Below are 15,038 nucleotides of genomic sequence, written 5' to 3' on the forward strand. Positions count from 1 at the left end.
TATTTTTGCCTGAGAATAATTTTTATTGTTGACCTAAACCTTTCTGATGGACAGTGTCTGCCAAACGATCATGTGAACCAGTCGTGAGGTCTCCAAAGCCACCCATGCAAAGCAGAGCGGCAACAGATAAGTCTTCCAATCTGCTGGGGGCGCGGATGCGGACGCAGCGGCGGCGGCTGTCGATGACTTTGCAACAGCTTTCTGCGGCGTCGGGGGTTTCAACGGGGTATCTCAGCCAGGTCGAGCGGGGCAATGCCACGCCTTCGCTGGGGACGCTGAACCAGATCGCCACGGCGCTGGCTGTGGATCTTGACCACTTTGTACATTCACCACGCGCGGTCGACAGCCTGACCCGCGGCGCCAATCGCCCGCGGTTTTCCGTGGCCGGGTCGCCAGTGGAATACGAGCAAATCGGCGCTACCTTTTCGGGGCACGAGCTGACCTCTTATGTGATGAACGTGCCGCCGGGGTATGAATCCGAAGTGGTGAACCACATCGGCGAGGAAATCATCTATATTCTGGAGGGTGAAATCTCTCAGATGGTAGGCGAGCGGGAGTATCTCATGCGCGAGGGCGACAGCCTTCACTATCTGGGGGATACGCCACACTGCTGGTCGAACAAGACAGACGTACCGGCCCGCATTCTTTGGGTGGGTCGGATGGAATACGATAAGTCCGGGCAAATCGGGCAATCGGAGGCTGAACAAGCGGACGTCCGCGAGATGTTACCGCTCAGGCGCTGAAATCCGTCGCTGCGGCGGCTCAAGCCCGCCGCAGGATAACAAGCTTCAAACAGGAGAGAATGAAATGTCTTTGAAGAAACTTATGGCCACAGGCCTGTTGCTAAGCACGCTGGGCGTGTCGGCACATGCCCAGTCGCTGGTCTATTGCTCGGAAGGGTCACCGGAAGGTTTCGATCCGGCGCTGTATACGGCCGGCACCACCTTTGATGCGTCCAGCCACCCGATCTACAACCGCTTGTCCGAATTCAAGGTTGGCACGACCGAAACGATCCCCGGTCTGGCAGAAAGCTGGGAAGTGTCGGAAGACGGCAAGAAGATCACCTTTAATCTGCGCAAGGGTGTCAAGTTCCACTCGAACGACCAGTTCACCCCGACGCGCGATTTCAATGCCGACGACGTGATCTTCAGCTTTGACCGTCAGGGCAACGAAGAAAACCCGTATTACACCGTGTCCGGCGGCACATGGGAATACTTCAACTCGATGTCGATGCCCGAACTGATCGAGAGCATCGAAAAGGTTGACGACTATACCGTGGTGTTCAACCTGACCCGTCCCGAAGCGCCGATCATTGCCAACATGGCGATGGATTTTGCGTCCATCCAGTCGAAAGAATATGCCGACGCAATGATGGAAGCGGGCACGCCCGAAATGCTGAACCAGGCGCCCATCGGCACCGGCCCGTTCCAGTTCCAAGCCTATCAGAAAGACGCGGTTATCCGCTATCTGCGCAACGACGAATACTGGGGTGACCCGGCCAAAGTCGAAAGCCTGATCTTCGCCATCACACCTGACGCATCGGTGCGCTACCAGAAAGTGCAGGCCGGAGAATGTCACGTCATGGCCTACCCGAACCCTGCCGATGTGCAGGCGATGAAGGACGCTGAAGACATCGTCGTGATGGAGCAAGAAGGCCTGAACGTCGGCTACCTTGCCTACAACACCAAGGTCGCACCCTTTGACAACGCCAAGGTCCGCAAGGCCCTGAACATGGCGATCGACAAGCAGGCGATCATCGACGTGGTGTTCCAGGGCTCGGGCCAGATTGCAAAGAACCCGATCCCGCCGACCATGTGGTCCTACAACGACGCGATCGAGGACGACAATTACGACCCCGAAGCGGCAAAGGCGATGCTGGAAGCCGAAGGTGTCTCCGACCTGTCGTTGAAGATCTGGGCGATGCCGGTGCAGCGTCCCTATAACCCCAACGCCCGCCGTATGGCCGAGCTGATGCAGGAAGACTTCTCGAAAGTCGGCGTCAATGTTGAAATCGTGTCCTACGAGTGGGGTGAATACCTTGAGCGGTCCAAAGCCGAAGACCGCGATGGCGCGGTTCTGCTGGGGTGGACTGGCGACAACGGCGATCCCGACAACTTCCTTGCCGTTCTGCTGGGTTGCGATGCCGTCGGCGGTTCCAACCGTGCGCAGTGGTGCAACGAAGATTTCGACAAGCTGATTCAGGAAGCCAAAGTGCTGTCGTCGCAAGATGAACGCGCGGCCCTGTACGAGCAAGCGCAAGAGATCTTCAAGGATCAAGCACCTTGGGCGACGATTGCGCATTCGGTTGTCTACATGACCATGCGCCCTGAAGTTGAAGGTTACGTTGTTCACCCGCTGGGTGGCCACATCTTCAACCAGGTTGGTCTGTCGCAATAAGCGACTCTTAACCAAACAGAGGCAGCGCCGCACCGGCGCTGCCTCTTCTGTTTCAGATCGATCAGGAGCAAGCCGCCTGTGCCGGATACACTTTCAAACCGTTTACGCGCCTACGCCGAAGTTGCGGGCCAGCTTGACGTCGATGCCGTGGTATTGGTGCCGGGGCCCAATTTCACCCGCGCGCTTGGTCAAAGCTTCATGAGCCACGAGCGCCCCTTCCTGGTGGTCGTGCCTGCCGACAAGCCGCCTGCTGCACTTGTGCCCAATCTGGAACTGGGAAGCTGGCAATCGACAGGGTTCGAAGGCGCGGTGTTCGACTGGCGCGACCAGACCGGATATCAAGACGCCTTTGCCGGATTGTTGAAGCATCTGAATATCACCTCGCTGGCCGTCGAGGGGCAGGTGATGCGTGTGTTTGTGCATCACGCATTGAAATCCGCCCAACCCGATCTGCGGATCATTGACGGTGAACGCGAAATTTCGGCGTTGCGGATGATCAAGACGCCTCAGGACGTGGCTGCCCTGCGCAAGGCCGTAGAGATTTCAGAGCGCGCCCTGCACCGCACGCTTGAGACGATCAAGCTGGGGCAAAGCGAAAAGCAGATCGAACAGATGCTGGTGCGTATGATGTTCGAAGAAGGCGCAGATAACCTGTCCTTCACGCCGATTGTGGCGGCTGGCGAAAATTCGGCCCGTCCACATGCACACGCGCGGCACGATTATCAGGTCAAGGCGGGCGATGCGCTGCTTTTTGACTTTGGCGCAAAAGCGGACGGGTTCACCGCCGACATCACGCGCACGGTATTTCTGGATCACGTCAGCGACGAGGCGCGGGACGTATATGACACCGTCCTGCGCGCCAATCTTGCTGGCCTTGATGTCACCCGCGCAGGGGTGACTGCCCATGAGATCGATGATGTGGTAACAAGTGTACTTGAAGCATCGCCCTATGCTGACCGCATCCGCACCAAGACAGGTCACGGTCTGGGGCGTGAGGTGCACGAAGCGCCCTATATCATGCGGGGCAACCAAATGGCTTTACCCGCGGGCACCGTTTACACCAACGAGCCGGGTCTCTACGAGCTCGGGAATTTCGGTGTACGGATCGAAGACGACGTATTGGTGACCGAAGACGGATACGAAACGCTGACGCGCTTCCCGAAAGAGTTGATGGTGATCCCATGCTGAATTACATTCTTGGACGGCTTTTGACGTTTATCCCGACCTTCATCGGGGTGACGCTGATTTCCTTCAGTTTCATCCGCGCATTGCCCGGCGATCCTATTCAGGTGATGGCAGGCGAGCGCGGCGTTTCCGAGGCGCGCTACGCCGAACTGGCCGCGCAATACGGATTTGACCAGCCGATCTATATCCAGTTCTGGGACTATCTGACCGGCGTGCTTCAGGGCGATCTGGGCACTTCATTCGTCACCAAACGCCCTGTTTGGGACGAGTTTTTTGCGCTGTTCCCGGCCACGCTTGAGCTGTCGTTTTTTGCGATGCTCTTTGCGGTCCTGTTGGGATTGCCCGCCGGGGTCATTGCCGCCGTGAACCGGGGCAAGCTGTTTGACCGGGCACTGATGTCGACGGCCCTGGTCGGGTATTCGATGCCGATTTTCTGGTGGGCGCTGCTGCTGATCATCGTGTTCTCGGGCAATCTTCAGTGGACACCCGTTTCGGGGCGCATTGACCTGCTGTATTATTTCCCCAACCCCACTGGCTTTATGATCATCGACAGTCTCGCATCGGGGCAGAAGGGGGCCTTTGCCTCGGCCGTGCGCCATCTGGTCTTGCCGACCATCGTGCTGGGCACGATCCCGTTGGCGGTGATCGCGCGGCAAACGCGGTCCGCAATGCTGGAGGTTCTGGGCGAGGACTACATCCGCACCGCCCGTGCCAAGGGCATGTCGCCGGGACGGATCAATGGCATTCATGCCCTGCGCAATGCGCTGATACCGGTGGTCACCGTGATTGGTCTGTCGGTCGGCACCCTGCTGGCGGGCGCTATCCTGACCGAAACCATCTTTAGCTGGCCGGGCATCGGCAAGTGGATGGTCGATAGCATTTTCCGCCGTGACTACCCGGTGGTGCAGGGCGGTCTGTTGCTGATTGCCGTGATGGTCATGATCGTAAACCTAACGGTTGATATGCTGTACGGCGTCATCAACCCCAAAATCAGGAAGCGTTGAGATGGATGACGCCCTTTCCGCCGAAGCCGAGATGGTCCACGAACGGCCCGGACGGCTGCGTGAATTCTGGTTCTATTTCCGCGAAAACCGAGGCGCCCTATTCGGGTTGGCCATTTTTGCGGTCTTTGCCTTTTTGGCCGTGTTCGGCCCCTGGGTTGCGCCACATGACGCCACCCAGCAGTTTCGTGGCGCGACGCTGCAACCGCCGGTCTGGCAGGATGGGGGGACCTGGAACCACATCCTTGGCACCGATCCGCTGGGCCGCGATATGCTGTCCCGCCTGATCGTGGGCGCGCGGTTCTCGTTCTTTGTCGGGGTCTTTGTTGTGACGATCGCGGCCACGGGCGGGATCATCATCGGGTTGATCGCAGGGTTCTCGCCCAGGTGGGTCGACAGCATCATCATGCGGATCATGGACATTGTCCTGGCGTTTCCGTCGCTGCTGCTGGCGCTGGTGCTGGTGGCCATTCTGGGGCCGTCGCTGACCAACGCGATGATCGCAATCGCCATCGTGCTGCAACCGCATTACGTCCGCCTGACGCGCGCCAGCGTGTTGTCCGAGCGGCAAAAGGACTATGTAACTTCGGCGCGTGTGGCGGGGGCGGGCACGCTTCGGCTGATGTTCGTGACCGTGCTGCCGAACTGTCTTGCGCCGATCATCGTGCAGGCGGCGCTGTCGTTCTCGACGGCGATCCTTGATGCCGCGGCCCTTGGGTTCCTGGGGATGGGGGCACAACCGCCAACCCCGGAATGGGGCACCATGCTGGCCGAAGCCCGTGAATTCATCTTGCGCGCGTGGTGGGTCGTCACCTTTCCCGGTCTTGCGATCCTTGTCACCGTTCTGGCCATCAACCTGATGGGCGACGGTCTGCGTGACGCACTTGATCCGAAACTGAAGCGGAGCTAGCGCATGGCCCTTTTGCGTATCAGAAATCTGAGTGTCGAATTCGCCACCGCAACCGGACAGTTCCGGGCTGTGGACGGGGTGGACCAGGATGTAAACGAAAGCGAAATCCTGGCCATTGTCGGTGAAAGCGGGTCGGGTAAATCAGTGTCGATGCTGGCGGTGATGGGGCTGTTGCCGTGGACCGCGACCGTGACAGCGGACGAAATGACCTTTGACGGACAAGACCTGTTAAAGATCGATCCGGCAGCCCGTCGCAAGATCATCGGCAAGGACATGGCAATGATCTTTCAAGAGCCGATGTCGTCGCTGAACCCGTGCTTTACCGTAGGATGGCAAATCCGCGAGGCCCTGCGCAAACATCTTAAGATGGGCCGCCAGGAACGGCAGACCCGTGCCATCGAGCTGTTCGAACAGGTGGGTATTCCCGATCCCGAGAAGCGCCTGTCGGCATTTCCGCACCAGATGTCGGGTGGCATGAACCAGCGGGTGATGATCGCCATGGCGATTGCATGCAAACCCAAGCTGCTGATCGCGGACGAACCGACGACCGCGCTGGACGTGACCATTCAGGCGCAAATTCTGGACCTGCTGGCCAAGCTGCGTGACGAAAACGGCATGGGGCTGGTGTTGATCACACACGATATGGGCGTGGTGGCTGAAACGGCGGAACGCGTCAGCGTGCAATACGCAGGCCAGAAGATCGAAGAGCAGCCGGTGATGCCGCTGTTCCGCACGCCACACCATCCCTACACCTCGGCGTTGCTGGATGCGCTGCCGGAACGGGCGACGGAAAAGCGGCTGCCGACAATTCCGGGCGTGGTCCCCGGTCAGTTCGACAGGCCCGCTGGCTGCCTGTTTTCGCCACGGTGCAAATTTGCGACTGACAAATGTCGCACCGATCCGCCGCCGCCCCTTGGTCCCGACCTTGGATATGCACGGTGTTTCTACCCCCTCAATGTGGACGAAAGGGTTGCGTCATGACGAAACCGGTGATGACAGCAACCGCGCTGGAACGGCACTATGACGTCTCGGGCGGCTGGCTGCGCGCGTCGCGCACGTTGAAAGCCGTGGCGGGCTTGGACTTTGCTCTCTACCCCGGCAAGACGCTGGCCGTGGTGGGCGAAAGCGGCTGTGGCAAGTCGACGTTGGCGCGCATGGTCACGATGATCGAAGAGCCCACGGCAGGTCAACTGACCCTCGACGGCGAAGAATTGGTGCCGGACAACTGGGCATCGCATCGCGAGGCGGTGCAGATCGTGTTTCAGGACCCCTATGGATCGCTGAACCCGCGCCAGCGCATCGGCGCTATCCTTGAAGAACCGCTGAAGATCAATCGCAAGTCGATGTCCAAGGAAGAGCGCCAGAAAAAGGCGCGTGATATGCTGGCCTTGGTCGGATTGCGCCCCGAGCATTATGATCGCTATCCGCACATGTTTTCGGGCGGTCAACGCCAGCGTATCGCCATCGCACGCGCACTGATGCTGGACCCCAAGGTGCTGGTATTGGACGAGCCTGTTTCGGCGCTGGATCTGTCAATTCAAAGCTCGGTTTTGAACCTGCTGGTCGACCTGCAAGAGCGGTTGCAACTGGCCTATCTGTTCATCAGCCATGACCTGAGCGTGGTGCGTCACGTCGCTGACGAGGTGATCGTGATGTATCTGGGGCGTGCCGTCGAAAAGGGCAGCCGGGATGCGGTGTTCAGTGCGCCCTATCACCCCTATGCCAAGGCGTTGCTTTCGGCCACGCCAAAGGCTGATCCGGGTGGGGCAAAGGAACGGATCAAACTGCAGGGCGAATTGCCGTCACCGCTGTCGATCCCGGATGGTTGCCCCTTTGCACCGCGTTGCTGGAAGGTGCAGGACAAATGCCGCGCCGAGCGCCCGGTGTTGCCGGATCTGCCGCACGCTGCAGCCTGCTTTTTCCCCGAGAACGGGGGCGAGCCTGCCTGATTTGGCAAGGCTTTTGCGGCGCGATTAAAAGCCACGCAATCACGTCCGCCACGCGAAATCGCGTTCTTTCGACCAGCAGTCTGGTGGCAGAGATTGGGTAAAAGTAGTTCAGGGGTATCTGAAAATGCTCAGATACCCCTGAACGATGATAATCTTACACGCTCATGCAGATGTATTTCATCTCTTGGTAGTCTTCCATGCCGTGGTGACTGCCTTCGCGGCCCAGACCCGACTGTTTGACGCCGCCAAAGGGGGCCAGCTCGGTGCTGATGATGCCGGTGTTGATTCCGACGATGCCATACTCCAGCGCCTCGGCCACCTTGTACACGCGGCTCAGGTCCTTGGCGTAGAAATAGGACGCCAGACCAAAGATCGTGTCGTTCGCCATCGCGATCACTTCGTCCTCGTTCTCGAACTTGAACAGTGGCGCCAGCGGGCCAAAGGTTTCTTCGGTCGCAACCGCCATATCGGATGTCACACCGGTGATGATGGTGGGCGCAAAGAAGTTGCCTTCCATCGTGTCCTGTGCGTCGCCCAGGATGACGGTCGCACCTTTGGATTTGGCGTCCTTGATGTGTTCGATCACCTTGTCACCGGCTTCGGGGTTGATCAGCGGACCCAGATCCACGCCCGCTTCAAGACCGTCGCCGACTTTCATCTTCGACACGCGGTCCTTCAGCTTTTGGGCAAAGGCGTCGTAGACACCGGCCTGGACGTAGATGCGGTTGGCGCAGACGCAGGTCTGTCCGTTGTTGCGGAACTTGCACATGATCGCGCCCTCGACCGCGGCGTCCAGATCGGCGTCGTCAAAGACGATGAACGGCGCGTTGCCGCCCAGCTCCATCGAGCATTTCATGACCTGTTCCGAGGCTTGTTTCAGCAGGATGCGCCCCACTTCGGTCGACCCTGTAAAGGTCAGCTTGCGGACCTTGGGGTTCTCGCAGAATTCCTTGCCCACGGCAGAGGACGACGACGACGGCACCACGTTGAACACGCCCGCAGGGATGCCCGCGCGTTCGGCCAGCACGCCCATAACGATGGCGCTCAGCGGGGTTTCAGCGGCAGGGCGCGCGACGAATGCGCAACCGGCGGCCAGCGCTGGACCAGCCTTGCGGGTGATCATCGCGTTGGGAAAGTTCCACGGCGTGATCGACGCGGCCACACCGATGGGCTGCTTGATCACAGTGATGCGCTTGTCGCGCTGGTGGCCGGGGATGGTTTCGCCATAGTTGCGCTTGGCCTCTTCGCCGAAGAATTCGATGAAGCTGGCACCATAGGCGATCTCGCCTTTGGCTTCGGCCAGCGGCTTGCCCTGTTCAGCGGTCAGGATGGTGCCCAGGTCGTCCTGATTTTCCATCATCAGGTCGAACCATTTGCGCAGTACGGCGGCGCGTTCTTTGCCTGTCCATCTGGCCCATTCTTTTTGCGCGGATTCGGCGGCGTCGATGGCTTTGCCCACCTGAGCACGCGACAGATCGGCCACCTGGGCGATGACATCGCCACGCGCAGGGTTGGTCACGTCGAAGGTGCCGTCGTCACCGTCGATCCACTGGCCGTTCACATAGGCACGTGTTTCCAGCAGCGAGGGGTCTTTCAACAGGCTTTTCAGGTCGGTCTTTGCACTTGGCATTGCATCTCTCCAGATTTGGTCTCGTGCAGCAAAACCAACTCCTGCTATGAATGTCCAGTTCCAGACGCAAAGGAAGCGATATGCCAGTTAACGACGACGCCTACGCCAACGGTGCCCACATCCCTGACGGGGCCAGTTTTCCGGCCCGCTGGGCGCGTGATGCGACAGCCTTTCGCGACAGCCTGGGCGCGCGCGCGCAGACGTGCCTTCGGTATGGTCCCAGCCCACGCCAGAGCTTTGACCTGTTCCAGCCCGAAGGCACGTCCAAGGGCACGTTGATCTTTGTGCATGGCGGGTTCTGGCGGTTGTTTTCACCCGGCGACTGGTCGCATCTGGCGGCGGGCGCCGTGGCGCGCGGTTGGTCGGTGGCCTTGCCGGGGTACGAGCTGTGCCCAGATTGGCGGATTGCCGGTATCACACAGTCGATTGCGCAAGCCGTTCAGGTGATCGCAGGCCAGACCACGGGGCCGCTGGCCTTGGCGGGACACAGCGCAGGCGGGCACCTGGTGGCCCGGATGTGTGCAGAAGGCATGCTGCCCGTCGATGCGATGGCACGTGTGAGCCATGTCATGCCAATCTCGCCGTTGTCGGATCTTGAGCCGCTGTTGTTGACCACGATGAACGATGATTTTCAGTTGGACGCCGCCATGGCACGTGCAGAAAGCCCGGTTCACCAGCCTGCTCCTGCCTGCGCTGTCACGGTCTGGGTTGGTGGCGCAGAACGTCCTGCCTTTCTGGATCAGGCGCAATGGTTGGCCGAGGCCTGGGGTTGTGATCACCACATCGCGCAGGACAAACACCATTTTGACGTGGTCGATCCGCTGACCGAACCGGACAGCGCCATGTTGGGCCGGTTGCTGGGCATGTAAGGTGAGTGGGTCCAGAGCCTAGGCCATGTGCTCGACCGGCTTCTTGCCGTTCTTGGCCAGACGTTGGGCAAACCGGTCGATCATCGCCCCCTTGGCGAACGGACGGACAGCCGGTTGTGTGTGGGACCTGAGGTCGGGGAAAAGGTTCAGCACCTCGTCCAGCGCCTCTGGCAGTATGGACTTGCGCGCCTCCTGGCCCAGGTACAGCGTTTCGGCGGGGGCTCCGTTGGCAAAGACGATTTCATGGGCGTCGCACATAAAGTGCCAGTAGGTCACGAACCCCATGCTGTTTTCGATGTCGAACCCGCTCAGGTTACACAATTTGTGGGCCGGCATCAGAACTTCGCGCTGGCCGAACATGCGGGTTGCCACCGGGGAGCGGACCATCATGCGATGTTGTCGGGACACCCACAGGGGACGTGTCGGCATCCCACGCCCCAAGGCGTCGGGGGCAATGCGCACCGGGCGCATGTCACCGATGGCGGGCACCATGCGTCCCTTGATCCAGCGGACCGTTTGGGCGCCGCTGTCCAAGGTCGTTACCCTGTCACCCACGTTGAGGGTTTCCACGGCGCGGTCGCCGTCCGGTGTGCGGATCAGCGTGCCTTCGGCGAAACAGACCATGAAATTTGTGGTTTGCCGCGATGCGGTCAAACCTGAATAGTTCGTCCCCTCCAGGCTGTTCAGTTTCAGCGACTGGATCGGTTTCGCTTGCAACGCCGTCTGGTCGCTGTTGGCCGAGAATTCGGGGGCCAGATAGGTGTTGCCATTGGTGTCCTGAAAAATAACGGCAGTGATCCGCGCGGTGGTGCCGTCGGTATAGGTAATTGTGGCGTTGTAGATGGCAGTGCCGTCAAACACCTGGTTTGGACCGCCGTTGATCCTAAAGTTTTCGGACGCGGCGTTGTTGTTCATGTCGTAGGCGTCGTTTGTCCCACGACCATAGCTGTTGGTGCCTGGTGAAAACGACTGCACGTTCTCCCACAGCGGGTCGCGCACGTTCCCAAAGGTCAACCCAACAAGGCTGGACGCGTTCTCTGCGGTTGTGTTGCCCTCGGTCGGGTCGATCAGCGTTTGAACACCCAGGCTGATGACGTTGAACGTGGTGGCCATGTGCGAGACATCCTTTGGCGCGGGGTATTGGTTAACACGTTCCTGCCTTGACCGAGTCGCATGGCGGAGATGGGGCAGAAAAACGGCATCGCTTCAATTTGTCGAAAAATGTGTGAGAAATTTGGGCAATGTCCCGTTTGCGACATCGCAAGGGTAGATAGGGGGCTTTTGCCAGATTTGCGCCTGCCTTATTCTGGTGTCAGACCGCGCGATGGCGTCGCCGGTGTCATTCCCAAAATATGTCCTGAACGCCGGGATCTTTCTGCAAAGGAGGGTCTGACATGACCATTCAAAACCCAATCCCAACCACTGCGCGCCCTGATTTCCACCGCGTGCACAATGGCACCAAGGCACCCTTGCATTTCGCAGGTGCTGAATATGACGCGCGTATCGCCGGCCTGCGGGCGATCATGGCGCAAGCAGGTACATCGGCCGCCGTTCTGACCTCGATGCACAACGTGTCCTATTACTCCGGCTTCACCTATTGTTCGTTCGGGCGTCCCTATGCGTTGGTCGTGACGGATACGCAGGTGGTGACCATTTCGGCGGGCATTGATGCGGGCCAGCCGTGGCGGCGTTGCCATGGCGACGCGATTACCTACACCGACTGGACCCGCGACAACTTTTGGCGGGCGGTGGCACATGTGGCGGGCACCGGCGCGGTGGTCGGGTTCGAGGGCGATCACCTGACGCTGGACCAGCACCGCAAGTTGCTGGCCTTCCTCTCGCCATCACAGGTGGTGGACATTGCCCCGGCGACGATGCGTCAGCGGATGCACAAAAGCGCCGCCGAGTTGGAGTTGATCCGCGCGGGCGCGGCTGTGGCCGATGTGGGCGGCTATGCCATCCGCGATGCGGTACGCGCGGGCACGCGCGAGATTGACGTGGCCATGGCCGGCCGCGATGCGATGGAGTTGGAAATAGCCCGCCGGTTTCCCGACGCAGAATACCGCGACACATGGGTCTGGTTCCAATCCGGCCTGAACACCGATGGAGCGCACAACCCAGTCACATCGCGACAGTTGGAGCACGGCGATATCCTTTCGCTGAACGCCTTTCCTATGATCTCGGGCTATTACACCGCGCTGGAACGCACGATGTTCGTGGGCGAGGTCGACGATGCATCGCTGGCGATCTGGCAGGCGAACGTCGCTGCGCATGAATATGGCATGAGCCTGCTGAAACCCGGCGCCACCTGCGCCGAGGTCACGCATGCGATCAACGATTTCTTCGCAGAACGCGGCTTGCTGCAATATCGCACGTTTGGTTACGGCCATTCGTTCGGCGTGCTGTCACATTACTATGGCCGCGAGGCGGGGCTGGAACTGCGCGAGGATGTGGACACGGTGATCGAGCCGGGCATGGTGATCTCGATGGAGCCGATGCTGACCTTGCCGCAAGGTGCTCCGGGTGCGGGCGGATACCGCGAGCATGATATTTTGATCATCACCGAAGACGGTGCCGAGGATATTACAAAATACCCATATGGCCCGGACTTTAACGTGGTCGGTTAGGTCGATACCCCTGCGAAAAGGCGCAAGGCCTGCTCTGGCCTTGCGCTTTACCGCGTGCAGACACGCTTGGTTCTTTCCTTTGAACGCCGGATTTGCGAGAGTTTTTGCAAAATCGGGCTTCTGCCTGATGTAAATGCAAGTAACATTGCCTATATAGATGGCAACACATTGATACGAGGGAGAATTTGATGGCGAACTTTGATGCACAGGTGCGCGAGTCCCAAAGCCAGGTGGCCGAAGCACAGGCCAAGATCAGCGAGCTGACAAGCCGCATCGAAACCGCCCGCGCCAAGTTGAAGGCCGGCGACGACGCGATGATCGACATCGAGAACGCCACGCTGGAAGACGTGCACGCCCACACCGACGTGATGAACGCGAACATCGCCGAGCTGATCATGGGTCTGGACGATGTGACCTCGGCCTTCTCCAAAGACTTTGACGAGATGCGCAACAAGACGGGCTGGGAAAGCTTTGTCGGCATCTTCTCGCGCGGCAAATCCGACAGCATGCGTCAGGAACGGGTACGTGCGGCGTCGATCGACGACAAGCTGCAGGACCTGATCTCCAAATCGGACGTCATCGTGCAATTGCTGCAAGGGCAGTTGAACATGCTGGAAGAGCAAAAGGTCAAGGTCGAGAGCAACCTGACCGAAACGCTGGACGAGCGTGAATTCACGGTGCAGGAACTGACCGCGCTGCAAAACGACATCAAGGCGATGGACCCGAAAATCATCGGTCTGGAAAACCAGATCGCGTCGGAAACAGATGCGGCAAAGCGGACCAAGCTGGAGACCGAACTGGCCGATCTGAACAGCCAGTACAACCAGATGGTGCAGACCGAACAGGTCAAGCTGGCCAAAAGTCAGACGCTGGAACGCTATATCGAAAAAGGCAAAACCTGGATCGACTCGCTGCAAAACCAGGCAGCGACGCAGATGGTGCTGATCAACAAGCTGCAAACAGACACCAAGCAGCGTGTGGTTCTGTACGACGCGTTGACCAAATCGCTGAAGACGGCGCAACAGCAGGACGTGGCACACCGCATCAACGAAATCGGCGTGAAAACCGACCAGGAGGCACAAACCGCCATGGCCGGTATCGGTGCTGCCACCAACGCGCGGATGGCCGACATGCTTGAGGCGCACGAGGATCACATGGTCTTTGCCCGCGACGTGCTGGAACAAAAGGCCAAGGCTGACGAACGCTTTGCCCGCCGGTTTGAGGCCATCGTGAAAAAGCACGACAGCAATGCGTATGGCGGGTGAGCGGGCGAAAAGGACAGCCTGAGCAATGACCGCCCTGAATGACACCGTCGGCCTGACCGACCTTTTCGCCTCGCGCCGCTATTTCCGCAAGTTCGAGGGGATCATGGCCCACATGACCCGCGTCGCGGGCGTGATGGAGGCCGAAGGCACGCTGACCCGTGACGAAGTGAACATCCTTGTCGGCTATGCCGCGGCGCTGAACTATACGTTCAAGGCGCTCAGCCTGAAATACCTGTTGGTCGGGCGCGATACCGGGCGGTTCTTTGGATCGCTTGCCATCGACGCCACCGAAAGCGGCTTTCCAACGGCGGACGAGCTGATCACCATGGCATCGGACGCGCAACAGGCCGAGAAACACCTGTTGGGCATGCCCTCGGCGGCTGAGCTGAAGACGCAGATGGTGCAGGTGATCCTGGGCGAACGCACGGTGCCGACCAAGCTGCAATTCGCGCTGTCGCAACGGCTGTATTACGAGGAACTGCTCAAGGGCAAACTGTTCTGGCCGCGCAATGATCCGGCGATCGACTGGCTGGGCAACATGGGCGAACGGCGGCGGTTCCGTATGCACTGGGCGGTGTATGACAGCCAGGTGAACCTGCCGGTGATCTACATGATGGAGCTTGAGGACACGGGCCGCACTGCCCTGCCCAAGGATCAGCGCCGCTGGCCCGAGGTGCAGGCGCACCTGATGGCGCAGTCGCTGGGGGGGCTAAAACTGATGACCATCGCCAAGGGCTTTGACGAGGATTTCAACGACCTGCACCCCAAACGTCTGCGTCGGTTTCACGTGGGGCCGATGTATTCGGATGCGTTCACCAAACAGTCGGGGCCGATTGGCGACGTGCTGTCACAGGCGCGTGCGCCGGACGGGCAGGACTGGGCGCTGGTCTGGACCGAGGAAGATTTGCAATCTGACCGCGTGGTTGAAGAGCGCGCAGGCTGGTTTTCGTCCGTCGAGCGCGAGATATTCAAGCTGGACCCCTTTGCCGGGCGCGGCGCCGATACGGGCACCACGCGGATGGAACGCAGCATCATCCTGCCTCAGCGGCCCTATCAGGTGTTGGAAGAATTGAACCCGCCGGGGTTCCGGTCAGTAGCCAAGTTCGTGGTCAGCGATGCGGGGCGTGTGCTTCGGTACTAATCGGGGCGTTTTTGGCGCTCCGGCCCTCCGGGGGGAGTTTATTTTGCAAGATGAAGATTGAGGA

At 59.6% G+C, this 15,038-nt stretch carries 13 protein-coding genes; 11 read left to right on the plus strand and 2 right to left on the minus strand.

What is annotated here, in order from left to right; all coding sequences use genetic code 11:
- The first annotated feature begins 155 nt into the window (after nt 1-155).
- The 7 genes from BUC08_RS18800 to BUC08_RS18830 all read left to right on the plus strand — a co-directional run bounded on the left by BUC08_RS18800 (nt 156) and on the right by BUC08_RS18830 (nt 7,442).
- On the plus strand, nt 156-743 hold the full coding sequence (locus BUC08_RS18800; protein WP_051694551.1) for a helix-turn-helix domain-containing protein: 588 nt from the start codon (nt 156-158) through the stop codon (nt 741-743).
- A 64-nt stretch (nt 744-807) separates the two neighbouring features.
- Nucleotides 808-2,397 (plus strand): ABC transporter substrate-binding protein, encoded by a 1,590-nt coding sequence (locus BUC08_RS18805; protein ID WP_037928367.1) that lies wholly within the window; start codon nt 808-810, stop codon nt 2,395-2,397.
- Between the two features lie 78 nt (nt 2,398-2,475).
- On the plus strand, nt 2,476-3,585 hold the full coding sequence (locus tag BUC08_RS18810) for a M24 family metallopeptidase (protein ID WP_037928369.1): 1,110 nt from the start codon (nt 2,476-2,478) through the stop codon (nt 3,583-3,585).
- On the plus strand, nt 3,579-4,586 hold the full coding sequence (locus tag BUC08_RS18815; RefSeq protein ID WP_028956985.1) for an ABC transporter permease subunit: 1,008 nt from the start codon (nt 3,579-3,581) through the stop codon (nt 4,584-4,586). Before BUC08_RS18810 ends, BUC08_RS18815 begins: the two co-directional genes overlap by 7 nt.
- 1 nt (nt 4,587) lies before the next feature.
- A complete protein-coding gene (locus BUC08_RS18820) occupies nt 4,588-5,493 on the plus strand; it encodes an ABC transporter permease subunit (protein WP_028956986.1) in 906 nt (301 codons plus the stop codon).
- Between the two features lie 3 nt (nt 5,494-5,496).
- Nucleotides 5,497-6,474: an ABC transporter ATP-binding protein gene (locus BUC08_RS18825; RefSeq protein ID WP_037928372.1), complete on the plus strand. Its 978-nt coding sequence runs from the start codon at nt 5,497-5,499 to the stop codon at nt 6,472-6,474.
- Entirely contained in the window at nt 6,471-7,442 is a 972-nt protein-coding gene (locus tag BUC08_RS18830; protein ID WP_037928375.1) for an ABC transporter ATP-binding protein, read from the plus strand. The genes BUC08_RS18825 and BUC08_RS18830 overlap by 4 nt, the downstream gene beginning before the upstream one ends.
- A gap of 154 nt (nt 7,443-7,596) precedes the next feature.
- Here the strand turns inward: BUC08_RS18830 and BUC08_RS18835 are convergent, their stop codons facing one another.
- Nucleotides 7,597-9,072 (minus strand): NAD-dependent succinate-semialdehyde dehydrogenase, encoded by a 1,476-nt coding sequence (locus BUC08_RS18835; RefSeq protein WP_037928378.1) that lies wholly within the window; start codon nt 9,070-9,072, stop codon nt 7,597-7,599.
- Nucleotides 9,073-9,152: 80 nt separating this feature from the next.
- Here BUC08_RS18835 and BUC08_RS18840 point away from each other — a divergent pair, with 80 nt between their 5' ends.
- Entirely contained in the window at nt 9,153-9,941 is a 789-nt protein-coding gene (locus BUC08_RS18840; protein ID WP_037928380.1) for an alpha/beta hydrolase, read from the plus strand.
- 18 nt (nt 9,942-9,959) lie between these two features.
- Here BUC08_RS18840 and BUC08_RS18845 read toward each other — a convergent pair whose 3' ends face one another.
- Nucleotides 9,960-11,054, minus strand: a complete 1,095-nt coding sequence (locus tag BUC08_RS18845; protein WP_051694553.1) for a Hint domain-containing protein — start codon at nt 11,052-11,054, stop codon at nt 9,960-9,962.
- 281 nt (nt 11,055-11,335) lie between these two features.
- Here BUC08_RS18845 and BUC08_RS18850 point away from each other — a divergent pair, with 281 nt between their 5' ends.
- The 3 genes from BUC08_RS18850 (at nt 11,336) to BUC08_RS18860 (ending at nt 14,974) form a co-directional block, all read left to right on the plus strand.
- Entirely contained in the window at nt 11,336-12,568 is a 1,233-nt protein-coding gene (locus BUC08_RS18850; protein WP_037928384.1) for an aminopeptidase P family protein, read from the plus strand.
- 188 nt (nt 12,569-12,756) lie between these two features.
- Nucleotides 12,757-13,833: a hypothetical protein gene (locus BUC08_RS18855; protein ID WP_037928387.1), complete on the plus strand. Its 1,077-nt coding sequence runs from the start codon at nt 12,757-12,759 to the stop codon at nt 13,831-13,833.
- 25 nt (nt 13,834-13,858) lie between these two features.
- Nucleotides 13,859-14,974 carry a hypothetical protein gene (locus tag BUC08_RS18860; protein ID WP_037928392.1) on the plus strand — a complete coding sequence of 372 codons (1,116 nt, stop codon included), beginning with the start codon at nt 13,859-13,861 and terminating at the stop codon, nt 14,972-14,974.
- Nucleotides 14,975-15,038 lie beyond the last annotated feature (64 nt).

Origin of the sequence: Pseudosulfitobacter pseudonitzschiae, from assembly GCF_900129395.1 — a bacterium.
Lineage (GTDB): Bacteria > Pseudomonadota > Alphaproteobacteria > Rhodobacterales > Rhodobacteraceae > Pseudosulfitobacter > Pseudosulfitobacter pseudonitzschiae.

Excerpts from the sequence above, each read along its gene's own strand:
- BUC08_RS18860 (WP_037928392.1), top strand. The coding sequence starts at position 13,859 with ATGACCGCCCTGAATGACACCGTCGGCCTGACCGACCTTTTCGCCTCG.
- BUC08_RS18830 (WP_037928375.1), top strand. The coding sequence starts at position 6,471 with ATGACGAAACCGGTGATGACAGCAACCGCGCTGGAACGGCACTATGAC.
- BUC08_RS18815 (WP_028956985.1), top strand. The coding sequence starts at position 3,579 with ATGCTGAATTACATTCTTGGACGGCTTTTGACGTTTATCCCGACCTTC.
- BUC08_RS18835 (WP_037928378.1), bottom strand. The coding sequence starts at position 9,072 with ATGCCAAGTGCAAAGACCGACCTGAAAAGCCTGTTGAAAGACCCCTCG.
- BUC08_RS18840 (WP_037928380.1), top strand. The coding sequence starts at position 9,153 with ATGCCAGTTAACGACGACGCCTACGCCAACGGTGCCCACATCCCTGAC.
- BUC08_RS18820 (WP_028956986.1), top strand. The coding sequence starts at position 4,588 with ATGGATGACGCCCTTTCCGCCGAAGCCGAGATGGTCCACGAACGGCCC.
- BUC08_RS18800 (WP_051694551.1), top strand. The coding sequence starts at position 156 with ATGCGGACGCAGCGGCGGCGGCTGTCGATGACTTTGCAACAGCTTTCT.
- BUC08_RS18825 (WP_037928372.1), top strand. The coding sequence starts at position 5,497 with ATGGCCCTTTTGCGTATCAGAAATCTGAGTGTCGAATTCGCCACCGCA.
- BUC08_RS18805 (WP_037928367.1), top strand. The coding sequence starts at position 808 with ATGTCTTTGAAGAAACTTATGGCCACAGGCCTGTTGCTAAGCACGCTG.
- BUC08_RS18845 (WP_051694553.1), bottom strand. The coding sequence starts at position 11,054 with ATGGCCACCACGTTCAACGTCATCAGCCTGGGTGTTCAAACGCTGATC.
- BUC08_RS18855 (WP_037928387.1), top strand. The coding sequence starts at position 12,757 with ATGGCGAACTTTGATGCACAGGTGCGCGAGTCCCAAAGCCAGGTGGCC.
- BUC08_RS18850 (WP_037928384.1), top strand. The coding sequence starts at position 11,336 with ATGACCATTCAAAACCCAATCCCAACCACTGCGCGCCCTGATTTCCAC.